The organism is Nocardia sp. JMUB6875 (assembly GCF_041154655.1).
Lineage (GTDB): Bacteria > Actinomycetota > Actinomycetes > Mycobacteriales > Mycobacteriaceae > Nocardia.
Genome location: NZ_BAAFGR010000111.1, coordinates 12,401 through 28,204, shown reverse-complemented (window position 1 = coordinate 28,204; position 15,804 = coordinate 12,401). Strand labels below are relative to the sequence as shown.

Annotated in this window: 15 protein-coding genes and 2 tRNA genes; 13 read left to right on the top strand and 4 right to left on the bottom strand. The window is 66.6% G+C overall.

Translation table 11 applies throughout. From position 1 onward, the window contains the following. Positions 1–61 precede the first annotated feature (61 nt). Positions 62–280, top strand: a complete 219-nt coding sequence (locus tag ACAM49_RS25985) for a cold-shock protein (RefSeq protein ID WP_369638178.1) — start codon at positions 62–64, stop codon at positions 278–280. Between the two features lie 137 nt (positions 281–417). On the opposite strand, the gene ACAM49_RS25980 is transcribed toward ACAM49_RS25985, so the two are convergent. Further along, on the bottom strand, positions 418–1,221 hold the full coding sequence (locus ACAM49_RS25980; protein WP_369638177.1) for a nucleotidyltransferase domain-containing protein: 804 nt from the start codon (positions 1,219–1,221) through the stop codon (positions 418–420). 653 nt (positions 1,222–1,874) lie between these two features. On the opposite strand from ACAM49_RS25980, the gene ACAM49_RS25975 reads away from it, so the two are divergent. The 6 genes from ACAM49_RS25975 (at position 1,875) to ACAM49_RS25950 (ending at position 7,650) form a co-directional block, all read left to right on the top strand. Then, on the top strand, positions 1,875–3,044 hold the full coding sequence (locus ACAM49_RS25975) for an FAD-binding oxidoreductase (RefSeq protein WP_369638176.1): 1,170 nt from the start codon (positions 1,875–1,877) through the stop codon (positions 3,042–3,044). Continuing rightward, positions 3,035–3,766: a DivIVA domain-containing protein gene (locus tag ACAM49_RS25970; protein WP_369638175.1), complete on the top strand. Its 732-nt coding sequence runs from the start codon at positions 3,035–3,037 to the stop codon at positions 3,764–3,766. The genes ACAM49_RS25975 and ACAM49_RS25970 overlap by 10 nt, the downstream gene beginning before the upstream one ends. A gap of 66 nt (positions 3,767–3,832) precedes the next feature. Continuing rightward, complete coding sequence (locus ACAM49_RS25965) at positions 3,833–4,234, top strand: globin domain-containing protein (protein WP_369638174.1); 402 nt, start codon at positions 3,833–3,835, stop codon at positions 4,232–4,234. A 225-nt stretch (positions 4,235–4,459) separates the two neighbouring features. Then, a complete protein-coding gene (gene serA, locus ACAM49_RS25960) occupies positions 4,460–6,058 on the top strand; it encodes a phosphoglycerate dehydrogenase (RefSeq protein ID WP_369638173.1) in 1,599 nt (532 codons plus the stop codon). 133 nt (positions 6,059–6,191) lie between these two features. After that, positions 6,192–6,503, top strand: a complete 312-nt coding sequence (locus ACAM49_RS25955; RefSeq protein WP_369638172.1) for a hypothetical protein — start codon at positions 6,192–6,194, stop codon at positions 6,501–6,503. 139 nt (positions 6,504–6,642) lie between these two features. Further along, entirely contained in the window at positions 6,643–7,650 is a 1,008-nt protein-coding gene (locus ACAM49_RS25950) for a 3-isopropylmalate dehydrogenase (RefSeq protein ID WP_369638171.1), read from the top strand. Positions 7,651–7,938: 288 nt separating this feature from the next. On the opposite strand, the gene ACAM49_RS25945 is transcribed toward ACAM49_RS25950, so the two are convergent. Further along, the gene (locus ACAM49_RS25945; protein WP_369638170.1) at positions 7,939–9,117 is read right to left on the bottom strand and encodes an MFS transporter; all 1,179 of its coding nucleotides are present in this window, start codon (positions 9,115–9,117) and stop codon (positions 7,939–7,941) included. Positions 9,118–9,443: 326 nt separating this feature from the next. Here ACAM49_RS25945 and ACAM49_RS25940 point away from each other — a divergent pair, with 326 nt between their 5' ends. The 4 genes from ACAM49_RS25940 (at position 9,444) to ACAM49_RS25925 (ending at position 12,061) form a co-directional block, all read left to right on the top strand. Continuing rightward, entirely contained in the window at positions 9,444–10,217 is a 774-nt protein-coding gene (locus tag ACAM49_RS25940; protein ID WP_369638169.1) for a fumarylacetoacetate hydrolase family protein, read from the top strand. A 29-nt stretch (positions 10,218–10,246) separates the two neighbouring features. Beyond that, the gene (gltX, locus tag ACAM49_RS25935; protein WP_369638168.1) at positions 10,247–11,713 is read left to right on the top strand and encodes a glutamate--tRNA ligase; all 1,467 of its coding nucleotides are present in this window, start codon (positions 10,247–10,249) and stop codon (positions 11,711–11,713) included. Positions 11,714–11,847: 134 nt separating this feature from the next. After that, a tRNA-Gln gene (locus ACAM49_RS25930) sits at positions 11,848–11,919 on the top strand. Positions 11,920–11,988: 69 nt separating this feature from the next. Next, a tRNA-Glu gene (locus ACAM49_RS25925) sits at positions 11,989–12,061 on the top strand. A 91-nt stretch (positions 12,062–12,152) separates the two neighbouring features. Here the strand turns inward: ACAM49_RS25925 and ACAM49_RS25920 are convergent. After that, positions 12,153–12,653, bottom strand: a complete 501-nt coding sequence (locus tag ACAM49_RS25920) for a pyridoxamine 5'-phosphate oxidase family protein (protein ID WP_369638167.1) — start codon at positions 12,651–12,653, stop codon at positions 12,153–12,155. A gap of 115 nt (positions 12,654–12,768) precedes the next feature. Beyond that, positions 12,769–13,470 carry an IclR family transcriptional regulator gene (locus ACAM49_RS25915; protein WP_369638166.1) on the bottom strand — a complete coding sequence of 234 codons (702 nt, stop codon included), beginning with the start codon at positions 13,468–13,470 and terminating at the stop codon, positions 12,769–12,771. A gap of 114 nt (positions 13,471–13,584) precedes the next feature. Here ACAM49_RS25915 and leuC point away from each other — a divergent pair, with 114 nt between their 5' ends. Together leuC and leuD are read left to right on the top strand one after the other, a co-directional pair. Continuing rightward, positions 13,585–15,009 (top strand): 3-isopropylmalate dehydratase large subunit, encoded by a 1,425-nt coding sequence (gene leuC / locus ACAM49_RS25910; RefSeq protein ID WP_369638165.1) that lies wholly within the window; start codon positions 13,585–13,587, stop codon positions 15,007–15,009. Positions 15,010–15,066: 57 nt separating this feature from the next. Next, positions 15,067–15,675, top strand: a complete 609-nt coding sequence (gene leuD / locus ACAM49_RS25905) for a 3-isopropylmalate dehydratase small subunit (RefSeq protein ID WP_369638164.1) — start codon at positions 15,067–15,069, stop codon at positions 15,673–15,675. Positions 15,676–15,804: the final 129 nt, after the last annotated feature.

Below are 15,804 nucleotides of genomic sequence, written 5' to 3'. Positions count from 1 at the left end.
CCATGGACCGCGGCACGTGCGGGGACGTGAAAGTAATCGGAATGGGCGAGAAGGTCGGGTAATGGCGCAGGGCAGGGTGAAGTGGTTCGACAGTGAGAAGGGGTTCGGGTTTCTGAGCCCTGACGAGGGTGGGGCCGACGTGTTCGTGGAGTACACCGCGGTGGCGGGGGAGGGGTTCCGGTCGCTGGCCGAGGGGCAGCGGGTGGAGTTCGAGGCGCGGGCCACCAAGCAGGGGCCGGAGGCCGTGGCCGTGTGGGTCACCGCCGGAGCCCACCGCTAGCCGCACTGCTTCTCGGCGACTCGCTCACCATCGGCGCACCGGCTGTCGCACCCTCACGATTCGTCGTCGGCCTGCCCGGCGTGGTTGATCCACGCCGGGCAGGCCGCTTTCACGGGGGCGATGCTCGATGGATTCTTTCAGCCGCGGAGGCGGCGGCGGAAGAATTCGGTTGATAGAGCCTGTGCATGTTGCCGTTGGGCCGGGTCGGACTTGACGAATTCCAGTGCGGCGCGCTCGAACTCGGCGGAGATGAAATCCGCTATCGGTGTGGGTACTTCGCCGGAGCCCATTTCTCGAGTTTTTGATTTCAATTCCGTCAATTCCGCGACCGACTCTACGAAATCGTCCGGCAGGTCGCATTCGGCGAGCAGTGTCGGCAAATGCATCGGTGCCACCGCTTTGTCGGGGTGCTCGTGCAGCCATCGCAATGCCATGGCCGGGCGGAGTGAATAGAACACCTTCTTCAGGGAACGGTTCGAGTCGAATAGCTGCCACTGGCGGCGGCCCAGGTGGAGGTAGTGCCGGGCCACCCGGTCGCGGTCGGCGACTTCGTCGGCGAGCGCGCGCAATTCGTCCCGGAATTGCGGGTCACCTCGATAGACGATGGGCGACATCAGCCATTCGATGAGCACCGCGTTGCCGTTGACCAGCAGGCGCAGCGCCTTGAGCAGGTCCCATCCGTTGACGTCCAGCAGACCGATCAACGGGGTCTCGATGACATCACGGCCCGGCCACGGCGTCAGATAGTCGTCCACCGGGCGCAGGTAGACGAACCGGCAGTCATAGTCCGAGTCAGGGGAGGGGAAACCCCAGGCGCGGCTGCCGCTCTCGATGGCGAGCAGCACGTCGACGCGGTGTTCGCGCACGATCCGGTCCAGTTCGCCGTCGATCGTGGCGACCACCGCCGGGTCTATGGAGTCGGGGATCGAACGCAGGGTCATGGGAACCGACGGTAATGCCCCAGATCTCGCTGGTCCAAGGGTTTTTCGCGCGTCGTGCCCCTAGAATTAGGGGCGTGATCGGTGCGTTATATGGCGGGAATTCGACACCCATATGAACGCGGCCACAGAATTATTGATACGTGACGCCGGTCACATCGTGTTAATCCCCGTAACGGGCCACGAAACCCGCCCGATACGCTTCATGTCAGAAAGTTCGCCTGAATATACGAAGAGGTAATTTCATGATCCCCGTTATCATCGACACCGGTTCCGCTGCCCTGAACGGCCTCCTGAGCACCGGCTCGGCCGCTTTCCACGGCATCATCGACACCCTGTGGACCGGTTCCTTCGGCCGCTGATAGCCGCCGCCGTCGATTGATTCGACTTTCGAAAGCCCGGCCTCGGACTCCGTAGCTCCGACGCCGGGCTTTCGGCTATCTGTGACCGGCGTCTCAGTGCTGGAATATTCCCCACAACAGAGGCGTGATTCGCCAGACATTTGCTGGGGTGGAATGCTTCATATACGTTTCGACACGTCCGAATGAATGCCTTATGTTCGGCGTAGTCGGACGGTCGTCCATGACTCTGGAGCACCGCGCGGTGGTGCGGTCGTGGCCGTGTCCCATAGGGAGTTGTGGAGTGTTGTTGCCCCGATGAACGTCGAAGCACTGCAGAGCAGCTGGCGATTGGTCGAGCGAGTCGGTGACGAGGCCGTTCAGTACTTCTACTCGCATCTGTTCCTGGCGCACCCCGAGGTGCGCGACATGTTCCCCATCCGGATGACCGGGCAGCGCGAGAAGTTCTTCGCCGCTCTCGGGCGCATCGTCAGCAATGTCGAAACCTTGGCCGCCGACCCGGAATTCGTCGCCCAGCTGGGCCGCGACCACCGCCGCTTCGGCGCGGTCGGCGCGCACTACCCGGCGGCGGGCGCCTCGTTGCTGGCCACCCTCGCTCATTTTCTCGGCCCGCGCTGGACCGACGAGCTGGCCCAGACCTGGACCGACGCCTACTACGCCGTGGCCGACATCATGATCGCCGCGGCGGACAACGCGGCCGCCGACACCCCGGCCTGGTGGGACGCCGAGATAGTCGCCACCGAACGCCGCAGCATCGACGTCACCGTGCACACCGTGCGCCCGTTCCAGCCCTACGCCTACGAGGCCGGACAGGCGCTGGCCATCGAGATTCCGCAGCGGCCGCGGTTGTGGCGCTACTACTCGCCCGCCAACGCGCCGCGCCCCGACGGCACCTTCGACATCCATGTCCAGGTGGTCGACGGCGGACAGGTCAGCACGACCTTCGCGCGCCAGGTGCGGCCGGGCGATCAGATCCGGCTGGGCTCACCGGTCGGCCGGGCCTTCCAGATTCCGTCGGACGCGGTGGAGAGCCTGCTGCTCGTCGCGGGTGGATCGGGCCTGGCCCCGCTCCGCGCACTGGTCGATCGTTTCGTGCAGGAGTCCGAGCACTCCGCCGTGCCCCGCGTGCAGTTGCTGCACGGCGTGCGCACCTCGTGGAATCTCTACGACCACGAGGCGCTCACCGCCCTCACCGAACACCCCTGGTTCTCCTATACCCCGGTGGTTTCCGAGGATCCGGGATTCCACGGCGTGCAGGGCACTGTCGGCGCGGTGGCCGCGCGCGGCCGTGACCTGAACGGTGTCACCGCCCTGGTGTGCGGTTCGCCCGCCATGGTGAGCGCGACGGTTTCGGCCTTGACCATGGCCGGAATGCCGCGCCACGCAATCAGATTCGAGACGTTCGGCCAAGCGCCGGGCCAGACTGCCGAGCCGCGCCGGATGAACGAGGTGGCCCAATGGATGTGAAACCCGACGATATTCGTTCCGTTCAGTTCAGGGGCGCGCGACTGGGCCGCAAGGGCTACGACGCCGAGGAGGTCGACCGCTTCCTGGAGCGGGTGCGCGGCTCCATGGTCCGGCTGGCCCGCGAGAACCGGAATCTCACGCTCACCAGCAATTCCTCGGAACTGGCACGGCTGCAACGAGAGAACATGCAGTTGGCGTCCAAGGCGGACGCCCTGCAGATGCAGATGCAGACCATGGCTTCTGCCGGTGAGGTGGCCGAACTGCAGCAGCAGCTGGCCAACGCCCACTGGGAGATCGCAAGGCTGCAGGACGAATTGGAGAAGGACGAGCTGGGTATCAGCTCGCGCGCCGTCAGCGTGCTCAGCCGCGCGCAGCTCTCAGCCGACGCCATTATCGAACACGCCGAACAGCATGCGCGCGACCTGATGTCGGTCGCGCGCGCCCAGCAGCGCGAATTGCTGCAGCGGGCAAGGGAATCCGTGAGATCGGCCCAATCCGGCGGCTATCCGGATCCGGAGCTGGAGGGCCAGCGCCACGAGCAGCTGCGCGCCTACTCGGAGCTGTTGCGGACGCAGTTGCAGGCCATGATCTCGACACTCAATGTCGAGGTGGACAAGCTCGCGCTGCTGCCGCTGCCGGGAGCCACTTTCGGTGTGCTGCCCGGTGATTCGTTCCCGCCGGACCTACCGGCCGCGGGCGTGGAACACGCAGCCAACAACTGAGGCATCACCAGCAGTTCAAGATTCATCGCAACAGCCCACGCGAGAACGGAATTGGGGGACATCCCTGTGAATATCGAAGCGTTGCAGTCGAGTTGGCAGCAGGTCGACGCCATCGGCCCGGAGGCCGTCGAATACTTCTACGACCACCTGTTCGAGGCGCACCCCGAGGTCCGCGGCATGTTCGCCGAGGACCTGACCCCGCAGCGGGAGCGCTTCCTGGCCGGCCTGGCCCGCATTGTCACCAATGTCGAGACCCTCGCCGACGACCCGTCTTTCGTGCAACAGCTGGGCGCCCACCACGCCCGCCTCGGCGTCGTCGCCGACCACTACCCGGTGGCGGGTGCCTCGCTGCTCGCCACCCTCGAGCACTTCCTGGGTGACGGCTGGACGCCGGAACTCGCGCAGACCTGGACCGCCGCCTACGGCGCGGTCGTGGATCTGATGCTGTCGGCCGACGTCGCCGCCTGAGTCGTGCTCGCGGAAGCCGGTTTCGAGCCACAGCTCGGGACCGGCTTCTCGTCATTTCTGCCTCGGAGCAAATTGGACCGACCGGCCACTTTCATCCGATCAATTTCAATAACCCCAGGTCACAGCTTTGATGGCGGTTGCCTACCAGGCGGTAAAACACAGCGAATTCCCGACTATTAAGCTGACGCCCGTAAATCCGGATCCCTTCCTCAGGAGTACCCCACCGTGAGCCAAGCAGGCCGCCCTGTTGTTCTGATCGCCGACAAGCTCGCCCAGTCGACCGTCGACGCGCTGGGCTCCGGCGTCGAGGTTCGCTGGGTCGACGGCCCGAACCGCCCCGAGTTGCTCGCGGCCGTGCCGGAAGCCGATGCGCTGCTGGTCCGTTCGGCCACCACCGTCGACGCCGAGGTGCTCGAGGCGGGCAAGAACCTGAAGATCGTCGCCCGCGCCGGCGTCGGCCTCGACAATGTCGATGTCCCCGCGGCCACCGAGCGCGGCGTCATGGTCGTCAACGCGCCGACCTCCAACATCCACACCGCCGCCGAGCACGCCGTCACCCTGCTGCTCGCCGCCGCGCGCCAGATCCCGGCCGCCGACGCCACCCTGCGCGAGCACACCTGGCAGCGCAGCAAGTTCAACGGTGTCGAGATCTTCGGCAAGACCGTCGGCGTCATCGGCCTGGGCCGCATCGGCCAGCTGTTCGCGCAGCGCCTCGCCGCCTTCGAGACCAAGGTCATCGCGTACGACCCCTACACCTCGCCGGCTCGCGCCGCCCAGCTGGGCATCGAGCTGCTGACCCTGGACGAGGTGCTCGAGCGCGCCGACTTCATCTCCATTCACCTGCCCAAGACTCCTGAGACCAAGGGCATGCTGAACAAGGAGACGCTGGCCAAGACCAAGAAGGGCGTCATCATCGTCAACGCCGCCCGTGGCGGTCTGATCGACGAGCAGGCCCTGGCCGACGCCATCACCTCCGGCCACGTGCGCGCCGCCGGCATCGACGTATTCGAGACCGAGCCGTCGACCGACAGCCCGCTGTTCGAGCTGCCGCAGGTCGTCGTGACCCCGCACCTGGGCGCCTCCACCGCCGAGGCCCAGGACCGCGCGGGCACCGATGTCGCCAAGTCGGTGCAGCTGGCGCTGGCGGGCGAGTTCGTGCCCGGCGCCGTGAACGTCACCGGTGGCGCGGTCAACGAGATCGTCGCCCCGTGGCTGGAGATCGTCCGCAAGCAGGGCGCGCTGCTGGGCGCCCTCGCCGACGAGCTGCCGGTCTCGCTCGAGGTCCAGGTGCGCGGCGAGCTGTCCTCGGAAGACGTTGCGGTACTGGAGCTCTCGGCCCTGCGCGGTGTGTTCTCGGCGCTGATCGAGGACTCGGTCACCTTCGTCAACGCCCCGTCGCTGGCCAAGGATCGCGGCCTCGAGGCGTCGGTCACCACGCACTCGGAGTCGCCGACCCACCGCAGCCTGGTCGACCTGCGCGCCGTGTTCGGCGACGGCCGCACCCTGAACGTGGCCGGCACCCTGACCGAGCCCGCCCAGGTCGAGAAGATCGTCAACATCAACGGCCGCAACTACGACATGCGCGCCGAGGGCCTGAACCTGGCCGTCCTCAACTACGAGGACAAGCCCGGTCAGCTCGGCCGCCTGGCCTCCAAGCTCGGCGACGCCGGCATCGACATCCAGGCCGCCCAGATGACCCAGGACCTGGACAAGGAAGGCGCCACCGTCATCCTCCGCGTCAACAAGGACGTCCCCGCGGAGGTCCAGGCCGCCATCGCCGAGGCCGTCGGCGCCGCCAAGGTCGCCCAGGTCGACCTGGCCTGACCACCGGGCCTACGCCTGAACTGACACTGCGCCCCTTCCCGTCAATCGGGAAGGGGCGCAGTGCTATCCACCCATGGGAAATCTTCTCGCCGAACGTCCGCGCAACCCCACCGGCAGCCGCCATCATTGGACGATGCGAGGAAAGACGCCTCCCACCGAGCCGCTGGGGGTGCGGGAGCGGCGCAATCTGCTGATCGGCACCGGGGTGGTGATGGCGCTGATCGTGGTCGGGGTGATGGCGTGGGCGCTGCTGGACCGTCGGCCCGACTATGGGCGGTCCGAGAATGGTTGTGTCGCAGTGCAATCCGCCGGGTCGATGGGTGGGCAGCAGCAGCGGGCGTGCGGTGAGCAGGCGCGGGAGTGGTGCCGGACGGTGTCGGGGCAGACGGACGCCCTGTCGGTGAAGGTGCAGCAGGAGTGCCGCCGGGCCGGGGTCGGGGCCTAGCGAGGCCGTTCGGGCGGTGGTCGTCCCACTGGTTGGGAGCGATTCGCCCTGGTGAAAGGGGTTGTCCGGGCACCGGCTATGGTGGCCGTGGACTCTCCGGCCAGGCGGAGCGGATCATTCGAAACGGAGCATGGATTTCATGAAACTGGCTGTCATTCCGGGCGACGGTATCGGTCCCGAGGTCATCGCCGAGGCGCTCAAGGTGCTCGACGCGGTGGTGCCGGGTGTCGAGAAGACCGAATACGACCTGGGGGCCAAGCGGTTCCATGCCACCGGCGAGATCCTTCCGGACAACGTGATCCCGGAGCTCAAGCAGCACGACGCCATACTGCTGGGCGCGATCGGCGATCCGTCGGTGCAGAGCGGTCTACTCGAGCGCGGCCTGCTGCTGCGCACCCGCTTCGAGCTGGATCACCACGTGAACCTGCGTCCGTCCAAGCTGTACCCGGGCGTCACCAGCCCCCTGGCCGCCAACCCCGACATCGACTTCGTGGTCGTGCGCGAAGGCACCGAGGGTCCGTACACCGGCACCGGCGGCGCGATCCGCACCAACACCCCGCACGAGGTGGCCACCGAGGTCTCCACCAACACCCGTTTCGGTGTCGAGCGCGTGGTGCGCTACGCCTTCGAGACCGCCCGCAAGCGCCGCAAGCACCTGACCCTGGTGCACAAGAACAATGTGCTGGCCTTCGCCGGTTCGCTGTGGTCGCGCACGGTCGCCGAGGTCGCCACCGAGTACCCCGACATCGAAACCGCTTACCAGCACATCGATGCCGCCACCATCCACATGGTCACCGATCCGGGTCGCTTCGACGTGATCGTCACCGACAACCTGTTCGGCGACATCATCACCGACCTGGCCGCCGCCGTCTCCGGTGGCATCGGCCTGGCCGCCTCGGGCAATATCGACGCCTCGGGCACCAACCCGTCCATGTTCGAGCCGGTGCACGGTTCCGCGCCGGACATCGCGGGCCAGTCCAAGGCCGACCCGACCGCCGCGATTCTCTCGGTCGCGTTGCTGCTCAACCACCTCGGCAAGGCCGAGGAGGCCGCGCGCATCGAGTCCGCGGTCGCCAAGGACCTGGCCTCGCGCTCGGGCGCCGCCTCCACCGTCGAGATCGGCGACCGGATCGCCGCCTCGGTTTAAGCCTCAACGGTCAAGCCCCCATACCCGCGACCGCGGGGATGGGGGCTTTCTCGTGCCGGTGGCCGAATATCGACGCCGACAAGGTGATTCACTGGTTCGTACCACTGTCCGGGTGCCCGAAACCCGACCGATTCGCACCCTTCGCACGTTCCCTCGGGGCCGCCAAAATGCCATCCTGGGAGGCGGTTTGGCGAAACCTGCTGGGGCAGTGAGTTATATCGCACAATTGCATTGGTATGCGAAAACGTAACGGGCGCAGTTCTTCCGGATTTGCCGGTAATCAGCAGATCATCGGGAACCGGTGGGCACCAACGGGACAGCGGCCAGCGCGATCAGGGCTACCAGCGCGTACACGATCGGAAACCCGGCCGCGGTGATCAGCGCGCCGAACACCGGGGCGACCGCGGCAGCCGCCAGATTCTGACCCGTGTTCTGAATGCCCAGCCCGCGTCCCGACCAGAACGGCCCGGCGATCTCGGCCACCGCCGTGAACGCCAGCCCGTTGTCGGCCACCGTGATGACCGAGGCCGCCACCAGGATCGGAATCGCCGCCCACCACTGGTGCGCCCAGGCCGCTACGGCCAAGGCGGACATGGAGATAACGGCCGCGATCGCCACCGTGCGCAGCGGTCCCAACCGGCTGCCGACCTTGTCGGACCAGATGCCCGCGCCGATGCGCCCGGCCGCGCCCAGGATCTGGGTGCCGGTCACCACCGCGCCCGCGACCGCCAGCGACATGCCGACCTCGCGATGCAGCCACAGCAGCCCGAAGGTCCAGATGGTGGCCTGCGGGATGACCAGCAGAATCGACACCGCGTGAATGCGCCACAGCGTGGAATCCCCACGGTAGGGATTCGCGGGACGCCCTGCGCCCCCGGCGGATTCGGGTCGCGGCGGATCCACAATCCCGACCAGGCAGCCGATCGCCGCGACGCCCGCCATGACCGCGGGCACCAGGACGGCCGTCGAGAACCCGTGTGCCGCAGCGACGGCCGGAATCGACAGGGCGCCGACGGCCACGCCCAGCGGTTGGGCGGTCTGCCGGATTCCCATGGCCAGCCCGCGCTGATCCTTCGGGAACCAGCCCACGATCACCCGTCCGCTGGCCCCGTTGGTACTGCCCGCGCCCGCACCGGCCAGCAACAGCAATGCCCCCAGCGCAACGTAGTTCGAGACGGTGGCCGCCGCGGCGCCCGCGACGAACATCACCGCGGGACCGGCGACCAGTGCCGTGCGCTCACCCACATGATCGACGACCCAACCCCACGCGATCAGCGTGCAGCACAGCCCGACCAGCGGCATGGCGACCAGCAGACCGGCCGTGGCCAGCGACAATCCGCGCTGGGTCAGGGCCGGCAGCAGGAAGGGCGCGCCGTTCACCATGACCGCGCTCGCGGTCTGGGCGAAGACGCCGAGCCCCAGCATGGTCCACCGACGCGTCGTGCCTATCTCCGTCACGGTGGCCATGACCATCACCTCTGTCTCACTATCTGGAATCAGTGTCTTACTGTATGAACATCGGACCTTACGGTACACCTGGGGCGCAAGACGATTTGCGGGACGAGCTGTCAGTTTGCTCACACTCGGTAGGTGATCTTGTCGGCCCTCTCGCGGGCGGTGAGTTGTCTTGCGTATAAGCGCATTCCACATTCCGGGACACCCGATGCGGGGTGGGATGCCGACGTGCCCGTCGCGGATCGCGCACACCCGTCCCGCCGTCGTCCCGCTGTCACGTCTCGCCCCGCGGTCGGGCGCGTTCGGGCAGGTCGAGGCCGGTCGATAGGATGCTGACCATGCGCCTAGGTCGAGTTGCCAGCCCAGATGGAGTCGCTTTCGTCAGCATCGAAGGAGACGGCGATCAAGCCGTCGTCCGCGAAATCGCCGAACACCCGTTCGGCAACCCGACCTTCACCGGTCGCAGCTGGCCGCTCGCCGATGTGCGCCTGCTGGCCCCGATCCTCGCCAGCAAGGTGATCTGCATCGGCAAGAACTACGCCGCGCATGCCGAGGAGATGGGCGGCCCGGCCCCCGCCGACCCGGTCATCTTCATGAAGCCGAGCACCTCCATCCAGAGCCCGAACGCCCCGATCATCCTGCCGCCCAGCTCTTCTCAGGTGGACTACGAGGGCGAGCTGGCGATCGTGATCGGCCGCCCCTGCAAGGACGTGCCCGCCGCCCGCGCCAACGAGGTGATCCTGGGCTACACCGTCGCCAATGACGTCACCGCCCGCGATCAGCAGCGCCACGACGGCCAGTGGACCCGGGCCAAAGGCTACGACACCTTCTGCCCGCTGGGCCCGTGGATCGAGACCGCCCTGGACCCTTCGGATCTGGAGATCGTGACCGAGGTCGACGGCCAGGTGAAGCAGCGCAGCCGCACTTCACTTCTGCTGCACGATATTCCGAAGCTGATCGAGTGGGTGACCACCGTAATGACCTTGCTCCCCGGCGATGTCATCCTCACCGGCACCCCGGAGGGCGTCGGCCCGCTGCACGAGGGCCAGACCGTGTCGGTGACCGTGTCCGGTATCGGCACCCTGTCCAATCCCGTTGCCGCCAAACGCTGAACACGGTAACCCTGAAACGAGAGAGAGCCATGACCGACGTCCGGGTTCGTTTCTGCCCGTCACCCACCGGCACCCCGCATGTGGGCCTGGTCCGCACCGCCCTGTTCAACTGGGCCTTCGCGCGCCACCACGGCGGCACCTTCGTCTTCCGCATCGAAGACACCGACGCCGCACGCGATTCCGAGGAGTCCTACGCCGCCATCCTCGACGCCCTGCGCTGGCTGGGCCTCACCTGGGACGAGGGCCCGGAGGTCGGCGGACCCTACGGGCCATACCGCCAGTCGCAGCGCCGTGACATTCACCTCGATGTGGTGCAGCGGCTCCTGGCGGCGGGCGAGGCCTACGAATCCTTCTCCACCCCTGAGGAAGTCGAGGCCCGCCACAAGGCCGCCGGCCGCGATCCCAAGCTGGGTTACGACAACTTCGACCGCGACCTGACCGCCGAGCAGATCGCCGCCTACAAGGCCGAGGGCCGCGGCGCGGTGATCCGCCTGCGCATGCCCGACCACGACCTCACCTGGCACGACCTGGTGCGCGGGGAGACCACCTTCCGCGCGGGCGTGGTCCCCGATTTCGCGCTCACCCGCGGTAATGGCGACCCGCTCTATACGCTGGTCAACCCGGTCGACGACGCGATGATGAAGATCACCCACGTTTTGCGCGGCGAGGATTTGCTGTCCTCCACTCCGCGGCAGCTGGCGCTCTACGAGTCGCTGAAACGAATCGGCGTCGCGGAGTTCACCCCGGAGTTCGGGCATCTGCCCTTCGTGATGGGTCAGGGCAACAAGAAGCTGTCCAAGCGCGATCCGGAGTCGAATCTCTTCAATCACCGCGACCGCGGCTTCATTCCGGAGGGTTTGCTGAATTATCTGGCGTTGCTCGGCTGGAGCATCGCCGATGATCATGACGTCTTCTCCATGGCGGAGATGGTCGAGGCCTTCGATATCTCGAAAGTGAATTCGAATCCGGCTCGATTCGATCAGAAGAAGGCCGACGCTCTGAACGCCGAACATATTCGGTTGCTGAGCCCCGGTGATTTTGCTCACCGGCTGCGCGAGTACCTCACCGGACACGGACATATCGGCGCCGAGATCGACGAGAAGCTGTTCGAAGTCGCGGCCGATCTCGTGCAGACCCGGATCAAGGTGCTCGGTGATGCCTGGGATCTGCTGAAGTTCCTGTTCATCAAGCCGGAAGAGTTCTCGATCGACGAGGCCGCGAAAGCGAAGAATCTGAAGGCCGACGCCGCTCCGGTGCTGGAGGCGACGGTGAAAGCGCTCGACGGCGTTTCCGAATGGACCGCGGCACCGCTGGAAGAGGCGCTCAAGGCCGCGCTCATCGAGGGGCTGGGCCTCAAGCCGAACAAGGCCTTCGCGCCCGTGCGCGTCGCGGTGACCGGATCCCACATCAGCCCGCCGCTCTACGAGTCGCTGGAACTGCTGGGGCGCGAGGTCTCCATGGATCGGCTGCGCGCGGCGCTCGCAGAGCTCTCCTGAGTCCTCTGAAATGATGCACAAACCGGCCTCTGACCAGCCGGTTTGTGTATCTACAGGGTGATGCTGCTAATCTTCTTCTCGGCCGGAAAGCGGTCAGGAACTTCCCCCGGGGAGAGCCTGAAAGCCCAGGTCAATGGGGTATGGTGTAATTGGCAACACAGCTGATTCTGGTTCAGCCATTCTAGGTTCGAGTCCTGGTACCCCAGCTGCGAGAGCTCCGGCTCTCGAATTCGAGAAGCTTCGGCGGACCGCAAAGTCCGTCGAAATCTCATCCTGGTCCCGTCGTCTAGCGGCCTAGGACGCCGCCCTCTCAAGGCGGTAGCGCGGGTTCAAATCCCGTCGGGACTACAAACGAAGGCCCCCAGCTCAGTGAGCTGGGGGCCTTCGCTTTTTGCGCTTCAGCTTTCGAGGTTCAAAGGATGGAACCGTCCAACGGCTGCTAGTCCAACGGTTGAGCGGTGGTGCCGCCCTTCGGCATGGCGGGCAATCCGAGTTTGCGGTGATCCCAGCTGCGGATGCGTTCGGGCACCACGCGCACGGCCACCCGCTTGTTCAGCATGGCCTCCACGAACGGCTTGGCTTCTTCGCTGTAGGGCCCGGTGTAGCGCTCCCACACGCTGATTCCCACCTTGAACAGCGCCTCGGGATCCTCGACGATCTCGCCGCGGCCCTCGATGGAAATGCCGCGCAACTGGTCGTAGGTGTCGCCGGCCTCGAGCATCACGGTGATGCGCGAATCGCGGCGCAGATTCACCGTCTTCTGGGCCTTGGCCTTGGTCTCGAACCAGATCTCGCCGTCGATGACGGCGTACCACATGGCCACCAGGTGCGGTGCGCCCGAAGCGCCCAGCGTGGCCATGGTGGCGATGCGGCTGCGCTCGATGAATTCGGTGATCTCCGCATCGGACATCACGATCTGCGCGCGTTGATTGACTCCCATGGGCCGACTGTAATTTACGGCGTATGAGCGCCGTCACAGTGGCCGCTGAGGCTCCCGTGACGATCGTGGCGGGGCCGAGGGGACACCGAGGGTCCCCTTCGGCCCCGAAAGTCCGTCAGAGGCGCTTGTGGAGGGCGTCGGCGGCGGCCACCAGGTCGGCGGCCCACCGCGCACCGGGCCGGCGGCCCATGCGGTCGATGGGTCCGGATACCGAGACGGCCGCGATCACCCCGCCCGCCGCATCGCGCACCGGCGCGGAGACGCTGGCCACCCCGGCCGCCCGCTCGGCCGCGCTCTGCGCCCAGCCGCGGCGGCGCACCTCGGCCAATGCCCGCTCGCCGAAGACGGCCTCGGGTAGGACGGTCCGCTGCAGCTCGGGATCGGCCCAGGCCAGCAGCACTTTCGCGGCCGAGCCCGCGGTCAGCGGCAGGCGCGCGCCGATCGGCACGGTGTCGCGCAGCCCGGCGGCCGGTTCCATGGCGGCCACGCAGACGCGGGCGTTCCCGTCGCGGCGGTAGAGCTGCACGCTCTCGCCGGTGATCTCGCGCAGGCGCGGAAGAATGGTGGCGGCGGCGTCCAGCAGGGGATCGCTGGCGGTTGTCGCGAGTTCCGACAGGGCCGGTCCGGGACGCCACAGACCCTGGCTGTCGCGGGCCAGCATGCGATGGGTCTCCAGGCCCACGGCCAGGCGGTGCGCGGTGGCGCGGGGCAGGCCGGTGCGGGCGCACAGCTCGTTGAGGCCGCAGGGTTGCTCGGCCACGGCGTGCAGGACGGCCATCGCTTTGTCCAGAACCCCGATACCGCTATGCTGTCTCATAGAACGATATTAGCGTCTCGCATGTTGGGAATTGCAAACCAGCCCTCCCAAGTCGGACGCAAGTCACCGCGTCACAGCCCGGGCGCGGCTATGTCAATCGAGAGGTGAGCAGTTATGGCCGACCGGCCACGCACTCTGGCGGAGAAGGTCTGGGACCAGCACGTCGTCGTCCGCGGCGAAGGCGAGGGCGAGAACCGCCAGCCCGATCTCATCTACATCGACCTGCACCTGGTCCACGAGGTCACCAGTCCGCAGGCGTTCGACGGCCTGCGCGCCGCCGGCCGTCCGGTGCGCCGCCCGGATCTCACCATCGCCACCGAGGACCACAACGTCCCGACGATCGATATCGACAAGCCGATCGCCGATCCGGTTTCCCGCACGCAGGTCGAAACCCTGCGCAAGAACTGCGAGGAATTCGGTGTGCGCCTGCACAGCATGGGCGATCTCGATCAGGGCATCGTGCACGTGGTCGGCCCGCAGCTGGGCCTGACCCAGCCGGGAACCACCGTGGTGTGCGGTGATTCGCACACCTCCACCCACGGCGCGTTCGGCGCGCTGGCCATGGGCATCGGCACCTCCGAGGTGGAACACGTGCTGGCAACGCAGACTTTGTCGCTGCGCCCGTTCAAGACCATGGCCATCAATATCGACGGGCAGCTGCCCGCGGGCGTCACCTCCAAGGACGTGATCCTGGCGGTCATCGCGCAGATCGGCACCGGCGGCGGCCAGGGCTATGTGCTGGAGTACCGCGGCGAGGCCGTGCGCTCCATGTCCATGGAGGCCCGGATGACCATGTGCAACATGTCGATCGAGGCCGGCGCCCGCGCGGGCATGGTCGCACCCGACGAGGTCACCTACGAATTCCTGAAGGGCCGCCCGCACGCCCCGTCGGGCGCGGACTGGGAAGCCGCCGTGGCGGCCTGGGATGCCCTGAAGACCGACGAGGGCGCGGTTTTCGACGCCGAGGTGCATATCGACGCCGCGGCGCTGACCCCCTTCGTCACCTGGGGCACCAACCCGGGACAGGGTGCGCCGCTGGGCGACTCGGTGCCGGATCCGGAGCAGATCTTCGACGAGAACGAGCGCGCCGCGGCCGAGAAGGCGCTGCAGTACATGGACCTGAAGCCGGGCACTCCGCTGCGGGATGTCGCCGTGGACACCGTTTTCGTGGGTTCGTGCACCAATGGCCGGATCGAGGATCTGCGCGCGGTCGCCGACATTCTGCAAGGCCGCAAGGTCGCGGACGGTGTACGCATGCTGATCGTCCCGGGCTCGATGCGGGTGCGGCTGCAGGCGGAAAAAGAGGGTCTGGGCGAGATTTTCACCGCGGCGGGCGCGGAATGGCGCCAGCCGGGTTGCTCGATGTGCCTTGGCATGAACCCCGATCAGCTTTCCCCCGGTCAGCGCTGCGCCGCCACCTCGAACCGGAACTTCGAAGGGCGACAGGGCAAGGGCGGTCGCACGCACCTGGTCTCGCCGCTGGTCGCGGCGGCCACCGCGGTGCGCGGAACCCTGTCCTCACCTGCGGATCTGAACTGATCGCACGCTAGCGGCGGCCCAGATGCCGCCGCCCCCACAGACTCAGGAGAATCAACGATGGAAGCCTTCAAGGTCCACAAGGGGATCGGTGTTCCGCTGCGCCGATCCAATGTCGATACCGACCAGATCATTCCGGCCGTCTATCTGAAGCGCGTTACGCGAACGGGTTTCGAGGACGGCTTGTTCGCGGCGTGGCGGACGGATCCGAACTTCATTCTGAACACCGAGCCCTACAACCGGGGTAGTGTGCTGGTCGCCGGTCCGGATTTCGGGACCGGATCCTCACGTGAGCATGCTGTTTGGGCCCTCAAGGACTACGGGTTCCGGGTGGTGATCTCGTCCCGATTCGCCGACATCTTCCGCGGGAACGCCGGTAAGGACGGGCTTCTGACGGCCCGGATGGCGCAGAGCGATGTGGAATTGCTCTGGAAGTTGCTCGAGGAACAGCCGGGTTTGGAATTGGCGGTGGACCTCGAGACGCGAACCGTGTCGGCCGGAACGGTCGTGTTGCCGTTCGATATTGACGACTACACCCGGTGGCGTCTGCTGGAAGGGCTGGACGACATCGGCCTCACTCTGCGCCACGAGGCCGAGATCAGCCAGTTCGAAAACGCAAGGCCGACTTGGAAACCCGCTACCATTCCGGCGCGTATTTCGCAGACGTAATCATTGATGAGGGTTAGCTGAACACCCTCAAACCAGGTAGCTGAGCGTGTGCCATGCGTCATGTATTTCCGCGTGGCACATAGACTCTTGCCCGCAAAGGGTTTACCGTGGTACCTAGTCGGTCCGACG

Coding starts and splice junctions, on each gene's coding strand:
- ACAM49_RS25985 (WP_369638178.1), top strand. CDS start 62: ATGGCGCAGGGCAGGGTGAAGTGGTTCGACAGTGAGAAGGGGTTCGGG.
- ACAM49_RS25980 (WP_369638177.1), bottom strand. CDS start 1,221: ATGACCCTGCGTTCGATCCCCGACTCCATAGACCCGGCGGTGGTCGCC.
- ACAM49_RS25975 (WP_369638176.1), top strand. CDS start 1,875: ATGAACGTCGAAGCACTGCAGAGCAGCTGGCGATTGGTCGAGCGAGTC.
- ACAM49_RS25970 (WP_369638175.1), top strand. CDS start 3,035: ATGGATGTGAAACCCGACGATATTCGTTCCGTTCAGTTCAGGGGCGCG.
- ACAM49_RS25955 (WP_369638172.1), top strand. CDS start 6,192: ATGCGAGGAAAGACGCCTCCCACCGAGCCGCTGGGGGTGCGGGAGCGG.
- ACAM49_RS25950 (WP_369638171.1), top strand. CDS start 6,643: ATGAAACTGGCTGTCATTCCGGGCGACGGTATCGGTCCCGAGGTCATC.
- ACAM49_RS25945 (WP_369638170.1), bottom strand. CDS start 9,117: ATGGCCACCGTGACGGAGATAGGCACGACGCGTCGGTGGACCATGCTG.
- ACAM49_RS25940 (WP_369638169.1), top strand. CDS start 9,444: ATGCGCCTAGGTCGAGTTGCCAGCCCAGATGGAGTCGCTTTCGTCAGC.
- gltX (WP_369638168.1), top strand. CDS start 10,247: ATGACCGACGTCCGGGTTCGTTTCTGCCCGTCACCCACCGGCACCCCG.
- ACAM49_RS25920 (WP_369638167.1), bottom strand. CDS start 12,653: ATGGGAGTCAATCAACGCGCGCAGATCGTGATGTCCGATGCGGAGATC.
- ACAM49_RS25915 (WP_369638166.1), bottom strand. CDS start 13,470: ATGAGACAGCATAGCGGTATCGGGGTTCTGGACAAAGCGATGGCCGTC.
- leuC (WP_369638165.1), top strand. CDS start 13,585: ATGGCCGACCGGCCACGCACTCTGGCGGAGAAGGTCTGGGACCAGCAC.
- leuD (WP_369638164.1), top strand. CDS start 15,067: ATGGAAGCCTTCAAGGTCCACAAGGGGATCGGTGTTCCGCTGCGCCGA.